The following is a 19,640-nucleotide window of genomic DNA, read 5'->3' on the forward strand; positions in this document are numbered from 1 at the left end:
TGCAGGAGGCTAGACTATGGATAAGAACGTATATGCTGTAATAGCGATGGCACTCTACGAGTTTGCCGGAAACAATGTTCACGACATCGAACCAAGCATTATAACCATTAAGCCAAAGCAAACAATGTGGGATGCTAAGTTCGAGATAATGACAAAGAAACCATAATAGAAAGTCAAATGAAAGAATTTAAATATACAATCGACGGCAAAGAGTATAAAGTCGAGATTGGTGAGATTAGCGCAGAGAATGTTGCAGAAGTTACTGTAAATGGTGACAAATACAGTGTTCAGATGGATAAGCCAACTGAGCCAGAGAAGAAGAAGGTTGAGCTCGGCAAACCTGCTGCAACTGAAGCTAACGAAGACGCTGCACCAGCAGCTGCAATCAACGCATCTGCTGCTATCAAGGCTCCACTACCTGGTACGATCACTTCTGTTGAAGTAACTGTAGGACAGGAAGTAAAGGCTGGCGACACCGTTGTTGTTCTTGAGGCTATGAAGATGCAAAATAGCATTGAGGCTGAAAAGGATGGTAAGGTAACCGCTATTGCTGTTAAAGTTGGTCAAGCTGTACTTGAGGATGACCCATTGGTTGTTATTGAGTAAGACAATATTGTTCTCTATATACATGTAATTAGTATATATAAATAAGGTAATCCCCGGAAGTCGATTTACATCACTTTCGGGGATTACTATATAATAAGGTGGCACTTTAATGTTTAGCCCCATCTAATCTATAGAAAAATACGGATTCCACATAAAGAACAACTCCATCAGCTATACGCTCTTGTATGAGGTGAACCTTTAAGTTAAACGACAAATGTACTTTAAGTTAGCGGTTGATTGTACTTTAAGTTAGTGTCCAATCGTACTTTAACTTAAACATCTTTTCTGATTTATACTTAGCGAACTACTTTCTACTCGTTTGTATAGCGAATTATACAAACGTGTATAATCAGTTATACAAACGTGTATAATATCGCACTCTAACTTAAAATGCTTTCGTACTCTAAGTGAGAGATTAATCTTACTTCAAGTAGGATGTTAACGAAACATTGACTTAAACATAGAAAGCTATTTAAGTCAATGTGTTCGAATAAGTTAATGGGTGAAGAATTAAGTTCATTATTAGTAGTGTATCAAGCCCTACTAATAAGAATTATTGGACTTTAAACGTAAGTCTTTTGCTTACTATTAAAGAGTGTTCCCCTCCTTTGGGAATACAACAGAAGGCTTAAACTTCTTAGCCTCCTCAAAATCCATCATTGCATAAGAGATGATAATTACAGTATCACCTACAACGGCTTTACGGGCGGCAGCACCATTGAGACAAACGCAACCGCTTCCACGCTCACCTTTTATAATATAAGTCTCAAGACGCTCACCATTGTTATTGTTGACAATTTGTACTTTCTCACCAGCTATCATATTAGCAGCATCCATGAGGTCTTCATCAATGGTTATACTTCCCATATAGTGAAGGTTTGCCTCTGTGATTGTTGCACAATGTATCTTACTCTTTAATACTTCTATTTGCATTTCTTTTCTATCCTCTATATTTAATATGGTCAATCAATCTTATTGGAGTTTTACCGCAATAGACGGTTATACATCCAACGATATTTGTTGATTCGTTCCAGTCAGTAACATCAAGAAGTGTGTTACCATCTACGATTGCGAAGTACTCAACTTCTAGCCCAGATATAGCATTGATGTCAGCTATAACCTTATCATGAGTTTCCTTTACACTATGGCTTTGAGAGAACTCTATACTTTCCTTCAAGGCTCTGTAAATGTTTGGAGCAATAGCACGCTCGTCATTGGTAAGCAATGTGTTACGAGAACTCTTTGCTAATCCGTCTTTGTCACGAACGATAGGACATTCAACTATTTCTATATTCTTCTGTAAACCAAGATATTCTACAAGACGTTTAATAACAGCAATCTGCTGCCAATCTTTCTCACCAAAGTAAGCACGATTAGGGCGTGTGATATAAAACAATCTACTAACCACCTGGCATACACCATTAAAATGTCCTGGGCGCTTAGCTCCCTCCATAACAGTTGATTGTGGTGGGAAGTTGAACTGTCGAGTATCAGGTTGTGGATATATTTCATCAGCAGATGGAGCAAAGACATAGTTGGCACCACATTGTTCGAGCAGTTGACAATCAGCCTCCAGTGTACGTGGATAACGCTCCAAGTCTCCCTTATCGTTGAATTGTGTTGGATTTAAGAAGACAGAGACAATCGTTACATCATTCTCTTCCACACTTCGCTTAACGAGTGAAGCATGTCCTTCGTGTAAAGCCCCCATTGTCGGAACTAATCCGATAGTCTTGTTATCTTTTCGCAAAGAGAAAAGCTCATTTTGGACATCAACAATCTTTTTAAAAACTTTCATTAGTCACTATAATTTAAACGCTGCAAAGTAACAACAAAATTATTAAAAAGACGAGAAATAACATGAAATAATGAGAATAAGTAATACATTTCCACCCTTTCTAATTGAAAACAAGCTGAATCTCAGTTTTTATTCGTACCTTTGTAAGCAATATTAAATTTCTAACATAAAGAATGGGAAAGAAAGTATTATTTGTTAATCAAGAAATCATACCATACGTACCTGAGACAGAAATGTCTCATTATGGTTCTGAGATGCCACACCTTATGCAAGAAGCAGGATATGAAATTCGTACATTCATGCCTAAGTGGGGAAGTGTTAATGAGCGTCGGGGACAGTTACATGAAGTGATACGTCTCTCGGGGATGAACTTGATTATAGACGATACTGACCATCCATTGATTATCAAGGTGGCAAGTATCCCGCAGACTCGCATTCAAGTCTATTTTATAGATAATGAAGACTATTTTCAGAAGCGTTCTGCTATGACAAAGGATGAATTAGGCAATGATTATCCAGATAATGGTGAACGTGCAATCTTCTTTGCAAGAGGAGTTCTAGAAACAGTAAAGAAGCTCCGTTGGGCACCAGACATTATTCATTGTCAAGGTTGGATGGCATCTGTTATACCATTCTATGTTAAGACGGCTTACCGTGATGAGCCTCAATTTGCTAACTCAAAAGTAGTCACATCTCTTTTCTCGGAACAACCACAGGATAGTCTTGGGGTCAATTTCAAGAAGAGTTTAGAGTTCCGCGAAGCAAAGGCTGAGAGCCTAAAGAAGTATGGAGATAACTTTGACTTTATGGAACTTGGTAAGTTGGCAATCGACTACTCTGATGGTGTTATTAGCACTAGTGAGGGCGTTAATGCAGCACTAATTGATTATGCAAAGAATAACGAAAAACAACTTCTTGAGCATATAGCTAATGATACGGAACTAAAGGGTAAGTATTCAGACTTTTATAACAACTTGATTTAATGAAAAGAAACTTTATTGTAGCATGTTTACTGGTAGCCTGTTTCGGCATGGTATCATGTGACGATACGACTAATACAATTGGAGGTTCATTAATAGACAACATTGATAAACTCTCCGTGAAAGCTGATACTTTCAATGTAACATCGAAAACGGTATTGGCTGATAGAGTTATTGGGCGTACATCAACTGGATACTTGGGGCGAATGGAAGATCCTGAAACTAGAACAATGGTTACAGGTAACTTCATGGCACAATTTCATGTATTAAATGATTACCAGTTACCAAAGGCTGACTCTATCATGAGTCGTGATGCTAATGGAATCATAGCTGACTCATGTGATATACGTTTGTACTATTCTTCTTACTATGGTGATTCTCTTAGTCAGATGAAGCTCACTGCGTATGAACTACAAAAGCCAATAGAGGAAGGACAGGTATATTACTCTGACTTTGATCCAGAGGCACAGGGGTATATACGTACAAATGGAATTGCAGTACGACGTTCTTACACCTTATTAGATTATACAGAAGAGGATAGTATTCGTAATACAAAGGGGTATAAACGTAATATTATCATCAGACTCAATAAACCTTATACGGATAAGAATGGGCAGACATACAATAACTACGGAACTTACTTGATGCGCAAGTATCAACAAGACCCTGCTGCTTTCCGTAATCCATATAAGTTCTTACATGATATTTGTCCTGGATTCTACTTTAAAATAGATGGCGGCTCTGGTTCTATGGCACATATTCTCACAGCCCAACTTAATATCTATTTCAAGCATAAAGAGAAAGGAAAGGTAAATGAAACTTCAACGAATCTTATAGGTACGGAAGAAGTGCTACAGATGACTAACTTTGCTAATGATAACACCCGCTTACAGCAGTTGGCTGCAGAGACAGGTTATACATACCTAAAGTCTCCTGCTGGACTGTTCACGGAACTTTCACTACCAATGTCTGACATTTTGTCGGCTCACAGCAATGACTCTATAAATTCAGCGAAGATTGTTCTGCTACGCCAAAATAATACGTCAACAAGTAATTATCAATTTGGCATACCAAAGAACATTGTGATGGTTCCTTCAGATAGTGTTCAATCGTTCTTTGCTAACAATCGCCTTCCTGATAGTAAGACGTCGTTCTTGGCAACATACAATTCAAAGGAAAATGCTTATACCTTTAATAATATAGCAGGGATAGTAAACTTGTTTGCACACCATCAGAATGGAAGTGCTAATTGGGGTAAAGTAACCTTGGTTCCGGTTGAAGTTCAGACTGTACAGCAAGGTACGGGTGAAAGTGCAGTAACTAAAATTATAAAGGTCTCTCATGACATGGGGTTGTCAAGCACAAAGTTGCTAGGTAACACCACAGGAGCAAATAACATAAAGATTTCAGTTATATATAGCAAGTTCAATGGCAGATAACTTCTTAGAACGTCATCGAGAGGATTACGAACGTCGTAAGGCTGCTTGGCTTAAGAAAAAGAAATTGGGATTAATACATAAGAAAAGTTCAGAAAAGCCAACGATGACGCAAGATAAACGTTAAATATTAATAGTATCGGATATATCATTTACAGGTATATCCGATTATTGTTTGTTTTGGCATAGCATTTGTTTATGATACATCACTATTATAGGGCTTTATTGTCCTTAAATAAGTGAGTTAATTAATAAGAAAGGTTTAAGGATATGATGAATCAATTTTCCCCGAAAGTCTCGGAAATTCTTTCATTCAGTAGAGAGGAAGCTAAGCGATTGACAAGTAAGTCAGTTGCTCCAGAACATATCATGTTAGCTATCCTGCGAGAGAAGTCAGGGCCTGTTTGGGATCTATTCAACCGCTGGGAGGTTGATACCGACTACCTAAAGAAAGAAATAGAAAATAAGATAAAGGAGGAGAACGTTGGAGCGGGTGAAGCTGTCTCTGACTTACTATTGAATGAACAAGCTAATAATGTATTGAAGCTGTCAGTTCTAGAAGCACGTTTACAGCACGCACAGACTGTGGACATTATTCATCTCTTTCTAGCAATCCTTCACGACTCGTCTAACAATGCTGCAAAGACATTATTGGAAGAGAGAGGGCTTAGTTATAACAATGTAACCGCAATGTTAAAACCACATGCAAACCCAACAAGGAATGGCATTGGTATGGCGGAAGAAGAAGAGTTGGATGATGAGGAAATATCACCTTCATCGAGTGCAAAGAATACTAAAACAACGCAAGCAACTCGCACGAAGTCGAAGACTCCAGTACTTGATAGTTTCGGTACAGACTTAACTCAAGCTGCCTTAGAAGGTAAACTTGATCCAGTCGTTGGTCGTGAGCGTGAAATTATGCGTGTTAGTGAGATACTTGGTCGCAGGAAGAAGAACAATCCAATTCTTATTGGCGAACCGGGAGTTGGTAAGAGTGCCATTGTTGAAGGCTTAGCCCAACTCATCGTTAAGCGTCTCACCTCTCCTATCCTCTTTGATAAACGTGTGATGACACTCGATCTAACCGCAGTTGTCGCAGGTACTAAGTATAGAGGACAATTTGAGGAACGTATACGCGCTTTGATTAAAGAGATTGAGCAGAACCCTGACATTATAGTCTTCATTGATGAGATCCATACCTTAATTGGAGCTGGTTCCTCACCTGGGTCTATGGATGCAGCCAACATATTAAAGCCAGCCTTGGCTAGGGGTACGATTCAATGTATTGGTGCTACAACCATGGATGAGTATCGCAATTCTATAGAAAAGGACGGAGCCTTAGAGCGTCGTTTCCAGAAAGTTCAAGTCGAACCAACAACTATAGAAGAGACCTTACAAATCCTTGAGAATATAAAGGATCGTTATGAAGCTCACCATCACGTGAAATATACAACAGAGGCTTTAAAGGCGTGTGTAAAGTATGCCGATCGTTATATAAGTGACCGCTTCTTCCCCGATAAGGCTATTGATATTATTGACGAAGCCGGTTCGCGCACTCATCTTCAGCATGTGAAGGTTCCGCAAGTTATCCTTGACATACAAGGTCAAATAGAGGAAGCACTGCAAAAGAAGCAAGATGCAGTGAAGAACCAGAACTTTGAATTAGCTGCAGGGTTCCGAGATAAGCAAACCGAACTAGAACAAAGGTTAAAGGACGAACAAGAGAAATGGCAGAAAGGAGACACCACTGATAAGGTCGAGATATCAGAGGATACTATAGCTGATGTCGTCTCCCTAATGACAGGTGTACCCGTACAGCGCATGCAAGAAGCAGAAGGCATACGATTACGGAACATGGGTAGTGATTTAAAGAAGTTGGTCATTGCTCAAGATACAGCTATTGACAAGATGGTTAAGGCGATTCAACGTAATCGTGTTGGACTGAAAGACCCTAACCACCCTATTGGTGCTTTCATGTTCTTAGGTCCGACCGGTGTTGGTAAAACTTATCTTGCTAAACGCTTAGCCGAATTGATGTTTGGTTCTTCTGATGCACTTATTCGCATTGATATGAGTGAATATACAGAGAGCTTCAACACTTCTAGACTTGTTGGTGCGCCTCCAGGATATGTTGGATATGAAGAAGGAGGACAACTAACCGAAAAGGTTCGCCGTCATCCCTACTCTATTGTCTTGTTGGATGAGATTGAGAAAGCACATGGAAATGTATATAACATGCTCCTGCAAGTTCTTGATGAAGGAAGGTTGACCGATGGTAATGGTAGACTAATAGACTTCCGTAATACTGTCATCATTATGACTTCAAATGCAGGTACACGCCAACTAAAGGAATTTGGTCAAGGCGTAGGCTTTAGGGCTGTCAATCTTAATGGACTTTCACATAGCGAGAGCGATAAGGAAAGAGCTAGAAGCATTATCCAAAAGAGCTTGAGTAAGCAGTTTGCCCCAGAGTTCTTAAATCGTTTAGATGAGATCATCACATTCGATCAACTTGATTTGAATGCTATTCTCAAGATTATCGACATAGAACTCAAAGGTCTGTTCAAGCGTGTTAAGGCGTTAGGCTATGACATGGAGATAAGTGATGAAGCCAAGACGTTTGTAGCAACAAAGGGCTATGATGTTCAATTCGGTGCTCGACCATTGAAACGTGCTATCCAGAATTACATTGAAGATGGATTAAGCGAGTTAATCCTTTCTAATGAAATAAAGTCTGGTGATGTTATCTGCGTTTCTAAGGAGAAAGAAAGTGACAAGCTCAACTTTGTTGCAAAACCATCCATGCCTAACACGGATAAGGAAGCAGAAGATTAAATGGAATAGAAGTTTTATGACTTTAGATAACAATGAACCTCAAAAGTTAGATATCTAGCTTTTGAGGTTTTTCGTTGATTTATATTTAACGTTGGAAACGATGACTAATGTGTAAGGAACTATATTCCGTCTGTTATTATAGAAGGAAATAATCGGAACATAAAGGAGGATTTTTGTTTAACTGAAAGTATAAATGTCGATTAACTTAAAGTACGAGTATAGGTTAACTTATAGTACGAGTGTAGGTTAACTTAAAGTGCGAGTGTAGGTTAACTTATAGTACGAGTGTAGGTTAACTTGAAGTACGAGTGTAGGTTAACTTAAAGTCTTATCGTAAAAAATAGAAGTCCTCATAGTAATTAATGAGGACTTCTATAGTGATATAACTTTATAAAAAACGTTGTTCTATTTCAGCGAGAATTATAATCTAAGGCTCTTTTTGATAGCCTCAATCTTCTTCTCTGCACGCTCTTCACATAACTTGTACTCGGCAGCTGTATTCATAACATCCTTCACCTCAAGATAGAACTTAATCTTAGGTTCAGTTCCTGAAGGACGCACACTAACCTTTGTGCCATCTGTGCAGAACCATTGCAGAACGTTGCTCGTTTCAGGCATATCAAGTTTCTCCTTAGAACCATCAGCCTTTGTTAGTTCAAGGCTCTGATAGTCCTTTGTTATCTCAATAACACTACCACCGAGATCCTTAGGAGGATTAGAACGGAAGTCTTTCATCATCTGTTGAATCTCATCAGCACCACTCTTGCCCGGACGTTCAACATTGATGGTAAACTCTTTACTATATCCATATTCAAGATAAATATCCATGAGAATATCATAAAGTGTCTTACCATGATCCTTAGCGTAAGCACAAATCTCAGCTAAAAGTGAGCATGCGCTGACAGCATCCTTATCGCGAACAAAGTCTTCAGCTAGGAAGCCGTAGCTCTCCTCACCACCACCAATATACTGCTGCTTACCTTCAGACAATGCAATCTCACGTGCAATCCACTTAAAACCAGTATAACAATCACGCATCTCTACATGTTGTTTCTCGGCAATCTTGTGAATTACCTCTGTTGTAACGATAGTCTTAACGATGAAGTCAGTTGGTTTCATCTTGCCTACTGCTTGTCTATTTGTGATAATATACCACAAGAAGAGAAGGCAGGTTTGGTTTCCATTAATAAGTACCCACTCACCATTAGAATCCTTACAAGCCATACCTACACGGTCAGCATCAGGGTCGGAAGCCATGAGGATGTCGGCATCTAGTTCCTTAGCGTCACGCAAACCTAAGGTTAAAGCCTCAGCGAACTCTGGGTTAGGACGATCAACAGTTGGGAAGTTACCATCTTTGATCATCTGCTCTTTCACACAATGAACGTTATCAAAGCCCCATAAAGCTAGGGAACGTGGAATCATGACACGACCAGCACCATGTAATGGAGTGTACACAATCTTTAAGTCGTGCTGATGCTTGATAACCTCTGGATCAATGCAGATAGTCTTAACCTGATCCAAGTAAGGTTTGTCGATATCTTCGCCGATAATTTGAATTAGCTCTTTATTACCATCAAACTTAATATCCTCAACCTTAACATTGTTTACTTCGTCGATAATGCCCTTGTCATGAGGAGCAAGCACTTGTGCACCATCTTCCCAATAAGCCTTGTAGCCATTATACTCACGTGGGTTGTGGCTCGCTGTGATGTTTACACCAGCTTGTGCTTTCAAGTAACGAATAGCAAACGAACATTCAGGAGTTGGTCTCAAGTCATCAAATAGATATGCCTTAATACCATTTGCAGAGAAGATGTTAGCTACAGTTTCAGCAAAGAGACGGGAATTGTTACGGCAGTCGTGACAAACAACTACACTGATTTGCTCTTTGTTCTTGAAATTACGTTTCAAGTAGTTAGCAAAGCCCTGTGTTGCCATACCCACTGTATAGATGTTCATTCGGTTAGAACCAGCTCCCATAATGCCTCGAAGTCCACCTGTACCAAATTCTAAGTCTTTGTAGAAGCTCTCGATAAGATCAGTCTTATCCTCGTTCTTAATCATTGACTCAACGGCTGTTCTTGTCTCTAAGTCAAAAGCAGGAGACAACCACTGCTTGGCTTTACTCTCGCATTCAGCGATGAGTGTCTGGTTATTTTCCATAATTTAAGTCTTTCGTATTTACAATTTATTATTTGCAAATATAAGCATTTATTCCGAGAAAACGTTTGAGGGTTAATTATTTTTTGTATTTTTGCACCAGTTAAACTTTACGATTCATATTAGTTGCATTCATGCCCTTTTGATCGTTTAGAGATAACGAAGTATTCATTTAATTAGACATCCTTACATGAATTTGAATTTTGAAGGAATCCTTCTTGCAATATGCACGTTTTTAATTATAGGTTTGTGCCATCCTTTAGTTATAAAGACAGAGTATTATTTTGGTACAAAACCATGGTGGATATGGTTAGTATCGGGCATTGCTTGTTGTGTAGGTGCTTTGTTTGTTGAAAGTATCTTTTGGTCGGCTCTCTTAGGAGTCTTAGGTGCATCACTACTTTGGGGTATTGGTGAATTACTAGCACAAGAGAAACGAGTGGCAAAGGGTTGGTTCCCTATGAATCCCAAGCGCAAGGAGCATTACGAGCATATTAAGAAAGATGAGAGTCTATGCCCTGTCTGCAAAGAAAAAGATAATCATTAAGACTTATTCGTGGTGGTAAGGCTCACCTTTTATTATAGTGCAAGCTCGATAGAGTTGCTCGGTAAAAATGAGACGAACCATTTGATGAGAGAAGGTCATACGTGAAAGTGAAATCTTATCATTCGCTCTAGTGTAAACCTCTTGTGAGAAACCATAAGGCCCGCCAATAACGAAAACTAAACGGCGGGCTGTGTTTTGCTTTCGTGTTAACCAATCGGCATACTGAACAGAGGTAAGTTCTGAGCCATGCTCGTCCAAGAGGACTACAGTATCAGTTGGCTGAATCTCCTTCATAATGAGTTCTCCTTCCTTTTGTTTCTGTTGCTCCTCCGTTATATTCTTTGTATTCTTTAGCTCAGGTATAGTTGTGATTGAGAAAGGCATATAATGCTTTATCCGACTTGTATAATCATCTATTCCCTCTCTAAATATCTTACTTTGTGTCTTACCAACTAAGAGTAATATTGTCTTCATACTTCTTTGCGAATGATTATAGTTTATGCACTTCCTCCCAAATACGCTGTACTGGTAAGCCCATGACATTAAAGTAACTGCCATTGATAGAAGTTACACCAACATAGCCTATCCATTCTTGTATTCCATAGGCACCAGCCTTATCAAAGGGTTTGAAGTGTTCTATGTAATAATTGATTTCTTCATCACTCAGTTTCTTGAATGTTACATCTGTCGTGACTGAAAAGGAATGGTAATCAGTAGAGGTAAGTAGACATACACCTGTAACGACCTGATGTTTACGTCCGCTGATAAGATGAAGCATTCTACGAGCATCATTAGCATCTACAGGCTTTCCAAGTACTTCATTATCCACAACAACAACAGTATCAGCAGTAATAACCAAGTCCTCTTCTGTTATCATTGCTTTATAAACATCAGCCTTCTCACGCGCTATATATCCAGCCACATCAACAGCTGGTAGGTCGTGAGGATAGTCTTCAGCAACATCAGGTAACACCTTTACCTCAAAATCAAGATCTAATCCTGCTAGTAGTTCCCTTCTACGTGGAGAATTACTAGCTAATATAATATGTTTCTTCATTACCATCCAAATGCTTTTGCGTTCATCACCCACTTTCCTTGTGCTTTCATCACCTGCTCTAAGATGTCACGTGCAACACCATCCCCCCCTTTGTAGTCACTGATGTAAGTAGCTATTTGCTTGATTTCCGTGCAAGCATCTTTAGGGCAACATGGACAGCCTGCCAACGTCATGACTTCATAATCGGGAATATCATCCCCTACGTAGATAATCTCCTCTTCTTTCAGATCATACTTCCTTAAAAAATCATTCCAAGTCTTGATCTTCATAGAGCAGTTAATGTAAACATCCTTAACGCCAAGATACTCGTAACGTGAACGAACATTCTCGTTATGTCCGCCCGTCATAATTGCTAATTGTAGTCCATGCTTGACAGCTAATTGTATGGCATAACCATCCTTAATATTGATTGTGCGAATAGGATCACCCTTCTCGTCCATGAGAACAGTACTAGCAGAAAGGACGCCATCCACGTCAAAGACAACTGCTTTTATTTTCTTTAAATCGTAGTTTATCATTCTTATTTATTGTGTGAATGTATATCATTAGAAAGCCTCTCATAGATAGCTTGCAAACTAGGATGTGATTCCATCAATGCCATTTGCTTGTCAATAACATTCTGATCCCATCTAACAGCTGGTCCTGTTTGTGCTTGTAGTGGTGACATCGTGTGAATCTTATTGGTCGTTTCATCTATCAGTGGTAACATGACATCGAATGGAATACCTTGGTCACTTAGGATGTCTGAGGCTATACTATAACAATGGTTCGTAAAGTTGCAAGCCCATACAGCAGCTAGATGTAGATATTTGCGCTTCTCACTGCTTAATGGTATGACACGTTTCGCAATACTCTCGGCTAAAGTTCTAATGTCTTCTTCCACAGCTTCAGAGTTACCCTCAATAAAGATTGGAATATTCTCGAAACTCACGTTTTTAGTCTTTGAAAAAGTTTGCATCGGATAGAACACACCATAACGTTGAGCTGAATCCTTAAAGCAATCAATCGACATGGAACCAGCAGTATGGAGGAAGAGTTTGTCTTCCCTACCCTTGCATACCTGCATAATTAACTGACAAAGCACACTATCCTTTACTGAAAAAATATATACATCAGCATCATCACGCAAGTTATTAAGACAAGTCAATGGTTCTGCACCTAGCTTCTTTGCCAATTCACAGGCAGACTTCTCCGTTCTACTAAAGACCTGATCAATCTTAAAGCCAGCTTGAACAAGAGCCTGCCCTAATTGTGTTGCAAGATTGCCTGCACCTATCAATGTAATATGCTTCATGACAACAAAATTACTCATTTTCTAGGAAAATGTTGTTGTGAGAGATAGTCTTTTTAAAAAAGAATTGCTATTTTCGCAGTAATAAAACAAGGAGTTATAGAGCAAATGAAGTTCTTAGGAATCATACCCGCACGTTATTCTTCTTCCCGCTTCCCTGGAAAGCCATTGGCTATGTTGGGCGGAAAGCCAGTGATACAGCATGTTTATGAAAGAGTAAAGAGTGTTCTTACGGATGTATATGTGGCTACTGATAATGCACATATATATAAGGTGGTAACTGACTTTGGGGGGAAAGCTATTATGACCCGTGAGGAACATGATAGTGGAACAGAGCGTGCAAGCGAAGCCTTAGATAAGATTGATGGTAAGTTTGATGTCGTTATCAATATACAAGGTGACGAGCCTTTCATTCAAAGTGAGCAAATCAAAATGCTGATGTCTAGTTTTGCTGACGAACAAACTCAGATTGCGACCTTAGGAGTTCCTTTGAAGTCGATGGACGATGTAAGTAAAAGCAATACACCGAAGATCGTTATTGATAATCATAACAATGCTCTCTACTTCTCTCGCTCTGTAATTCCATTTGTGCGAGGGATAAATCAAGCGGACTGGTTGAGTCATTATCCTTTCTTAAAGCATGTAGGACTTTATGCTTATCGAACAGAAACGTTACGCGAAATTAGTAAATTACCCTTATCTTCCTTAGAAATTGCAGAAAGATTAGAGCAGCTCCGATGGTTACAAAATGGTTATCGCATAAAGGTTTGTATCACAGACATTGAAACAATTAGTATTGACACACCCCAAGATTTAGTCAATGCAGAGGAATATTTAAAGCAAATCAATCTATAATTATTCAAAAGATTGACAGCAAAATTTTGTAATATAATATTGCTAATTTAGATAGCTGTATTTGCGTTTTTATCCAGCGAACATTCATTCTACCTTAAATACGATTGTTTTGAAGTAATTGCTAGCTTGCTTATAAAGTTCTGATATATAAAGACTTATAAATTAGAGTCTTATTTTCAACTAATTACTCTCATCTATTTGGGTAAAAAACAGCGTGTTTTTTGCTAAAATTGAGCTATCTTTCACCAAAAACGATAGTACATTTTACTCAAAACGTAGGTACGTTTTATAAAAAACATAGGTCAGACTTCCAGAAATCAGTTATTCCTTGTAAAAAAACTAATTATTACGTTCAGATTCTTCCTAGAATGAGAAAATCAAATGTAAAGAATATATCAAAATCTTTCTACAATCTATCTCTTTTAAAACCAAGTTAGAGAAGTGGAAATATTCGATAAGAAGAACGTCCTCACTTGTCTGAAATAAATTAACTTTATTGCTGAACAAGGTGAGGACGTTAGCATTAATTTTCTCTTTCGATAGGCTGTATAAAGCATTCCCTCTAATCGAAGAGTTAGTTTCAGTAAATGATTAGAATGGAGGCTTCATCATGTCATCGGGTGGCGGAGGCAACGGACCATCGTTCATCTTGCTTCCCATAATCTCTCCTCCTATAGAATCATCAGGCAAAGGAGCATTGAAATCGATATCTTCAGGATTGGAGAAACGAGTATATTCACCACGGAAATTCAAGAGAACATCGCCCGTTGCACCCTTACGGTGCTTGGCTATAATGATTTGCGCCATACCATGGAGGTCGTTTCCCTTTTCATCTTGTAGAATATGATAATACTCTGGACGATGCACAAATAGTACCATATCCGCATCCTGCTCAATAGCACCTGATTCACGCAAGTCACTTAACTGTGGTCGCTTGCCTTCTGGCCCATCACGCTGCTCTACGGCACGACTTAATTGTGACAATGCTAACACGGGAATGTTTAACTCTTTTGCAAGACCTTTCAACGAACGACTTATCGTTGATACCTCTTCTTGCCGGCTATTGAAGCGCATTCCATTTGCATTCATCAACTGCAAATAGTCAATCATTAAGAGCTCTATACCATGTTCTCTCACCAATCGACGAGCCTTTGTTCGTAATTCAAATATAGATAAGCCTGGAGTATCATCAACATAAATAGGTGCGCCTTGCATTTTACGAATATTAGAGTCGAAACGTTCCCATTCATCTGGTGTTAACTGACCATTAAGAATCTTGTTACCAGGTATAGAACAAACGTTTGAAATCAATCGATTGACCAACTGAACATTATTCATCTCAAGAGAAAAGAAGGCTATCGGCTTACGATAATCAATAGCAACATTCTTTGCAATACTCAAAGCGAATGATGTTTTACCCATGGCTGGACGTCCTGCTATGATAACAAGATCGGAAGGTTGCCAACCTGCTGTAATATCATCCAACTTACGGAAACCACTAGGAACACCAGTTAAACCACCTTCACGATTAGAGGCTTGAAGCAAAAGTTGGTGAGCTTGATCTACGATGGTATCAATCTGTACATAATCTTGAAGCATATTCTTTTGAGAAATCTCAAATAATGCTCCTTCAGCTTTCTGCATTAAATCGTCTACATCCACCGTCTCATCAAAGGCATCGGTCTCAATCATTGAGGCAAATTGGATGAGCTGTCGTGCGAGAAACTTCTGTGCGAGAATATGTGCGTGATATTCAATATGGGCAGAAGAGGCAACTTGAGAACTCAATTCTACAACATAAGCAGGACCACCTACGTCCTCAAGTGTTCCTTTATGACGTAACTCTTCCGTAACCGTCATAATATCTACAGGCTTCTCTTGAAGATTTAACGACTGTACCGCCTCATAGATCTTCTGATGTCGGGCTTCATAGAAAGTCTCTGGCTTAATTATTTCAGATACAACAGTGAAGGCATCCTTATCAATCATAAGGGCACCTAACACTACTTTCTCAATATCAATCGCCTGTGGCTGTAAATGACCAAAGGATGTATCAATAGGAGCTTGTTGCCCCTTTCTACTAGTTTTACTAACTTTTCTTTCTGGCATACAGCGGCAAAATTACAAAAAATATTCCGTTCCCTACATCATTATAACAACGTTTTATTATCTTTGTAAGCAGTTTATAAAAGAAAAGCTATGATTTGTTTCCCCTGTTGTAAAATCAATCTTGGTTTGAATGTTGTGAGTAAGCGTGAGGATGGTTACCACAACTTAGAAACCGTTTTTTATCCTGTCCCTCTCTGTGATGTACTTGAAATAAAGAAGATGGACGAGGAGTTCCCTTCAGATACAGCTTGTGACCTAAAGGTTACTGGTAGTATTGTTGAATGTGATGAATCAAAGAACCTTGTTGTTAAGGCTTATAACCTTATAGCAAAGGATTATCAACTACCACGTGTACATATACACTTGTGTAAACGCATACCTATGCAAGCAGGTTTAGGGGGAGGCTCATCTGATGCAGCCTATATGATAAGGTTGTTAGACGAACGTTTCCGCCTAAATATGGGAATCAATGAGATGGAACGTTACGCTTCTAAGCTAGGAGCTGACTGTGCTTTCTTCATAACTTCCGAGATAGCTTATGCAACAGGTATTGGCAATATTCTAACTCCTGCTGATTCTGAAAGTGGAAATCTTAATGGCTATTATCTTGTTCTTGTGAAACCAGATATAGCTGTCTCTACGGTTGAAGCATATTCTTCAATTACTCCTAAGAAACCTGCAAAGTGTTGTCGGGATATTGTCAAGCAACCTATTGATACATGGCGTGACGAACTTATCAACGACTTTGAATCTCCAATCTTTGCGAATCACACAGAGCTTGCAACTATCAAGCAAACATTATATGACAATGGAGCACTCTATGCGCAAATGTCAGGAAGTGGAAGTACAATCTTCGGTATATTTGGAGGGAAACCTACAAACATAGAACAACTCTTCCCAAATATGTTTACCTATACTTGTAGATTATAAATGTCCACAATATTTGGTAGTTAGAGAAAAAAGAAGTAATTTTGCACCGCTGTCACGAGATGACAGCAATAAATTCAAACCTTATAAATTATTTATTTAAATTATGGCAACAAAAATCAGATTGCAGCGCGGTGGTCGTAAGAACTATGCTTTTTATAGCATTGTAATCGCTGACGCTCGTGCACCACGTGATGGTAAGTTTACTGAAAAGATTGGTACTTATAACCCTAACACCAATCCAGCCACAGTAGATTTGAATTTTGAGCGCGCTCTTTATTGGGTTGAGACAGGTGCTCAGCCAACTGACACTGCACGTAACATCCTTAAAGGTGAAGGTGTTTATATGATGAAGCATCTTCGTGGTGGTGTTAAGAAAGGCGCATTTGACGAGGCAACTTGTCAACAGAAGTTCGAGGCTTGGAAGCAAACTAAAGTTGCAGCTTTTGATGCTGTAGCAAAGAAGGTTACTGACGAGAAGAAAGCTGCTGTTGCTCAGAACCTTGAGGCTGAGAAGAAAGTTAATGAGGCTATTGCTAAGAAGGTTGCAGACAAGAAGGCTGCTGCCGTTGCAGCACAAGCTGAGGCTGAAGCAGCAAATGCTGCAGAGGAAACAGCAACAGAGGAAACTCCTGCTGAGGCTTAATTCTCTTACTCACATTTACAAGGAAATCCATAGATTAAAGAAAATCTATGGATTTCTCTTTTATAGATACCATTGAAATTATCTAATACATCTGTTTGACAAATAGTTTTTAATCGTAAAGTGTTTATTGATTTAGATAACTTGTGTTTAAAAAATAGGTGAAGTTACTCATATAAAAGTTATTTTGATAGAGGTATTTGCAATTTAAATTTTGCTTGAGGACAATAAATTAAGTCATAAAATGAAGAATTAAAATCACATCAATCACAAAATCACAAATCACAAAATCACATTAAGGTTATATTATGCTTTTCTCATAATTAAAATAAACATTATATATTATTATTTATTAATAAGGTAATATATTATATGAGAATCCTCCTTTACATATTGAAAATTTCTTTTTGTGATTTTGTGATTTGTGATTTTATGATTTGAACTTAAAGGAGATTATTTAAACTTTATACTTTTGATTATCCTTATCTTTCTGAAAAACAGAAACTTATGAAGGTAATTGCAATACTTGTTACCTCAGTACCACGAAAAACGTATGTATTATGAAAAAATCTGCTTATCTTTGCAGCAGAAAAAAGAAAAAGCCTCACTTCTATCTCTCAATCTGAATTTAATATATTTCTATCTTTAATCTTTGAACTATGATCTTTGATGTTTTTCCCCATTAACGCTTATCTTTGAACCTATCAACACTAACCTTAGAATATGCTAATGCTAACCTTTCAGAACTTTGATTACTAAATGTATATTGCTCCAAACTAAATTTAATGAAATAATGACATAAAGCAAAATCCAAATTAATCATTTAATACCGAAAGGTTTAAGTTATTCATCTAAACAATAGAAGAAAGAGTAAATACCTGTAGGTTGGAGATTCATTTTTGTAATATCTCTTTTCGATAAATGCTTTAACGTATCAGCTTCTTTAAGGATTACAAACTCTTTTTCTTCTATCATCTTTTTTAATACAAAAGACATATTGGAAGATTTATTGTTAACTATACTATGTGGTAATTTATATAGAAAGACATCACCAGAAAAATAGTAACAGGCTATTATCGACCGAGTTCTATTTGATGGATAATATAGAGCACCAGCAGAATTAACAATAGTTCTATCGTATCCATATTCAAATGGAGATAAAAATAAATCTTTCTTATAGTTGCCCTTTTCAGCATCTAAAGCAAAATCCATATTAATAAATTCTTTCCGACTTAAAGTATCTAAGGGATTAACCCATTTACGAATTGTATAGTTATCTTCTACCCTCATATAGAAAGGATAAGTCTTTCCTTTAATTGTTATTGTATGCCCCTTACGCACATAGCATAATCCGTTAGAATCTAATTCGTAATAACCTTTAATTATCCCATTCTCTACATGGATAGTCTGAATGTTAATCTGTGCAGTAAGTATAGTTGTTTGTAACAGAAAAAATATCCATATTACACTACTTATATATCTCATTATCTGATATTTACTTAGAATAAAATCTTATGATATGCTATTTATAAGCATAAAGTTAGACCAAACTGAATACTTCACTAGGAGTTTTGCGCTTTAAAACATCAAGCAAGAAATCCTTACCAGCAATAATACCTCTATTACGTAGCATTGATTCAATCGTCTTCTTTGCCAACTCTGGATGATTATTTTCATCGCTTAAATGACAAAGCCATACATGATGTAAGTTAGGAGTTGCATTGTTAACTAAAGCATTTGCACATGCTTCATTACTCAGGTGACCATTGAGACCGCTTATACGCTCTTTCAGGTGACGAGGATATGGTCCATTCGCCAACTTTTCAGGTTCGTGATTAGCTTCTATTACTAAGTAATTTGAAATAGATATGTAGCGGGCTATGTCATCTGTAATGTGTCCACAATCAGTCACCAATGTAAAGTATAGGTCATCATGTCTAATGGAATATCCCACACAATCAGTACTATCATGTGGAACAGAGAATGGAGTTACATAAAATTCTCCAATTTGCACTTCTTGATCTTTTATTAATTCTCGAGTAAGCTCATGATCAATCTTACGTCGTACACACCAGTTCTTACTAATCCCTAAATGCACATCACTGGTAGTATATACAGGTAATTGTAAGTCACCACTAATAGATCCAACAGACTTCACATGATCAGCATGGTCATGCGTGATAAGAATGTTATGAACCATTTTCATTTGTAGTCCGTAGTTATGGAATGACTTCTTCAAAGAACGAATACCCACACCACAATCAATCATAAGACAATCTGTATCCGTATAAAGCAAATAGCAATTACCACTACTACCACTACCAAAAGATAGAAACCTAAGCATTATTTCTTTTATTTTACGCAAATGTAATAAAAGAATTTAAATGTACAAA

20 protein-coding genes are annotated in these 19,640 nt (G+C 38.0%); 10 read left to right on the forward strand and 10 right to left on the reverse strand.

Annotation, left to right across the window (positions count from 1 at the left end):
* Positions 1 to 16: 16 nt before the first annotated feature.
* Together F0475_RS11750 and F0475_RS09995 are read left to right on the forward strand one after the other, a co-directional pair.
* Positions 17 to 166, forward strand: a complete 150-nt coding sequence (locus F0475_RS11750) for a hypothetical protein (RefSeq protein ID WP_009434108.1) — start codon at positions 17 to 19, stop codon at positions 164 to 166.
* 11 nt (positions 167 to 177) lie between these two features.
* Entirely contained in the window at positions 178 to 606 is a 429-nt protein-coding gene (locus F0475_RS09995; RefSeq protein ID WP_004383626.1) for a biotin/lipoyl-containing protein, read from the forward strand.
* A gap of 588 nt (positions 607 to 1,194) precedes the next feature.
* Here the strand turns inward: F0475_RS09995 and panD are convergent.
* Positions 1,195 to 1,539 carry an aspartate 1-decarboxylase gene (gene panD / locus F0475_RS10000; RefSeq protein WP_009434044.1) on the reverse strand — a complete coding sequence of 115 codons (345 nt, stop codon included), beginning with the start codon at positions 1,537 to 1,539 and terminating at the stop codon, positions 1,195 to 1,197.
* Between the two features lie 7 nt (positions 1,540 to 1,546).
* Positions 1,547 to 2,404 (reverse strand): pantoate--beta-alanine ligase, encoded by an 858-nt coding sequence (panC, locus tag F0475_RS10005; RefSeq protein WP_155716517.1) that lies wholly within the window; start codon positions 2,402 to 2,404, stop codon positions 1,547 to 1,549.
* A gap of 173 nt (positions 2,405 to 2,577) precedes the next feature.
* On the opposite strand from panC, the gene F0475_RS10010 reads away from it, so the two are divergent.
* From F0475_RS10010 to F0475_RS10025, 4 genes are all read left to right on the forward strand, one after another.
* A complete protein-coding gene (locus F0475_RS10010) occupies positions 2,578 to 3,387 on the forward strand; it encodes a glycogen/starch synthase (RefSeq protein WP_009434181.1) in 810 nt (269 codons plus the stop codon).
* Positions 3,387 to 4,823 (forward strand): DUF4270 domain-containing protein, encoded by a 1,437-nt coding sequence (locus F0475_RS10015; protein WP_155716518.1) that lies wholly within the window; start codon positions 3,387 to 3,389, stop codon positions 4,821 to 4,823. The genes F0475_RS10010 and F0475_RS10015 overlap by 1 nt, the downstream gene beginning before the upstream one ends.
* Entirely contained in the window at positions 4,813 to 4,947 is a 135-nt protein-coding gene (locus tag F0475_RS10020; protein WP_036894625.1) for a hypothetical protein, read from the forward strand. Before F0475_RS10015 ends, F0475_RS10020 begins: the two co-directional genes overlap by 11 nt.
* A gap of 143 nt (positions 4,948 to 5,090) precedes the next feature.
* Positions 5,091 to 7,655 carry an ATP-dependent Clp protease ATP-binding subunit gene (locus F0475_RS10025; protein ID WP_155716519.1) on the forward strand — a complete coding sequence of 855 codons (2,565 nt, stop codon included), beginning with the start codon at positions 5,091 to 5,093 and terminating at the stop codon, positions 7,653 to 7,655.
* Positions 7,656 to 8,075: 420 nt separating this feature from the next.
* Here F0475_RS10025 and F0475_RS10030 read toward each other — a convergent pair whose 3' ends face one another.
* Positions 8,076 to 9,821 (reverse strand): phospho-sugar mutase, encoded by a 1,746-nt coding sequence (locus tag F0475_RS10030; RefSeq protein ID WP_009434070.1) that lies wholly within the window; start codon positions 9,819 to 9,821, stop codon positions 8,076 to 8,078.
* Between the two features lie 187 nt (positions 9,822 to 10,008).
* Between F0475_RS10030 and F0475_RS10035 the strand changes: the two genes are divergently transcribed.
* The gene (locus tag F0475_RS10035; protein ID WP_155716520.1) at positions 10,009 to 10,365 is read left to right on the forward strand and encodes a DUF4491 family protein; all 357 of its coding nucleotides are present in this window, start codon (positions 10,009 to 10,011) and stop codon (positions 10,363 to 10,365) included.
* A gap of 3 nt (positions 10,366 to 10,368) precedes the next feature.
* Here F0475_RS10035 and rlmH read toward each other — a convergent pair whose 3' ends face one another.
* The 4 genes from rlmH to F0475_RS10055 are packed head-to-tail and all read right to left on the reverse strand — an operon-like array spanning position 10,369 to position 12,716.
* Positions 10,369 to 10,839 (reverse strand): 23S rRNA (pseudouridine(1915)-N(3))-methyltransferase RlmH, encoded by a 471-nt coding sequence (rlmH, locus tag F0475_RS10040; protein ID WP_155716521.1) that lies wholly within the window; start codon positions 10,837 to 10,839, stop codon positions 10,369 to 10,371.
* 16 nt (positions 10,840 to 10,855) lie between these two features.
* The gene (locus tag F0475_RS10045) at positions 10,856 to 11,422 is read right to left on the reverse strand and encodes a Maf-like protein (RefSeq protein ID WP_155716522.1); all 567 of its coding nucleotides are present in this window, start codon (positions 11,420 to 11,422) and stop codon (positions 10,856 to 10,858) included.
* Positions 11,422 to 11,940 (reverse strand): KdsC family phosphatase, encoded by a 519-nt coding sequence (locus F0475_RS10050; RefSeq protein WP_155716523.1) that lies wholly within the window; start codon positions 11,938 to 11,940, stop codon positions 11,422 to 11,424. Before F0475_RS10050 ends, F0475_RS10045 begins: the two co-directional genes overlap by 1 nt.
* Positions 11,941 to 11,942: 2 nt before the next feature.
* Complete coding sequence (locus F0475_RS10055) at positions 11,943 to 12,716, reverse strand: Rossmann-like and DUF2520 domain-containing protein (protein ID WP_155716535.1); 774 nt, start codon at positions 12,714 to 12,716, stop codon at positions 11,943 to 11,945.
* Positions 12,717 to 12,821: 105 nt separating this feature from the next.
* Here F0475_RS10055 and kdsB point away from each other — a divergent pair, with 105 nt between their 5' ends.
* On the forward strand, positions 12,822 to 13,568 hold the full coding sequence (kdsB, locus tag F0475_RS10060) for a 3-deoxy-manno-octulosonate cytidylyltransferase (RefSeq protein ID WP_155716524.1): 747 nt from the start codon (positions 12,822 to 12,824) through the stop codon (positions 13,566 to 13,568).
* Positions 13,569 to 14,159: 591 nt separating this feature from the next.
* Here kdsB and dnaB read toward each other — a convergent pair.
* The gene (gene dnaB, locus F0475_RS10065; RefSeq protein WP_009434218.1) at positions 14,160 to 15,677 is read right to left on the reverse strand and encodes a replicative DNA helicase; all 1,518 of its coding nucleotides are present in this window, start codon (positions 15,675 to 15,677) and stop codon (positions 14,160 to 14,162) included.
* 90 nt (positions 15,678 to 15,767) lie between these two features.
* Between dnaB and ispE the strand changes: the two genes are divergently transcribed.
* Both ispE and F0475_RS10075 read left to right on the forward strand, forming a co-directional pair.
* Positions 15,768 to 16,607 (forward strand): 4-(cytidine 5'-diphospho)-2-C-methyl-D-erythritol kinase, encoded by an 840-nt coding sequence (ispE, locus tag F0475_RS10070; RefSeq protein WP_155716525.1) that lies wholly within the window; start codon positions 15,768 to 15,770, stop codon positions 16,605 to 16,607.
* A 103-nt stretch (positions 16,608 to 16,710) separates the two neighbouring features.
* Positions 16,711 to 17,250, forward strand: a complete 540-nt coding sequence (locus F0475_RS10075; RefSeq protein WP_155716526.1) for a 30S ribosomal protein S16 — start codon at positions 16,711 to 16,713, stop codon at positions 17,248 to 17,250.
* Positions 17,251 to 18,090: 840 nt separating this feature from the next.
* Here F0475_RS10075 and F0475_RS10080 read toward each other — a convergent pair.
* Both F0475_RS10080 and F0475_RS10085 read right to left on the reverse strand, forming a co-directional pair.
* A complete protein-coding gene (locus F0475_RS10080; RefSeq protein ID WP_155716527.1) occupies positions 18,091 to 18,732 on the reverse strand; it encodes a hypothetical protein in 642 nt (213 codons plus the stop codon).
* 55 nt (positions 18,733 to 18,787) lie between these two features.
* The gene (locus F0475_RS10085) at positions 18,788 to 19,591 is read right to left on the reverse strand and encodes an MBL fold metallo-hydrolase (RefSeq protein ID WP_155716528.1); all 804 of its coding nucleotides are present in this window, start codon (positions 19,589 to 19,591) and stop codon (positions 18,788 to 18,790) included.
* Positions 19,592 to 19,640: the final 49 nt, after the last annotated feature.

The organism is Prevotella vespertina, assembly GCF_009728485.1.
Taxonomy (GTDB): domain Bacteria; phylum Bacteroidota; class Bacteroidia; order Bacteroidales; family Bacteroidaceae; genus Prevotella; species Prevotella vespertina.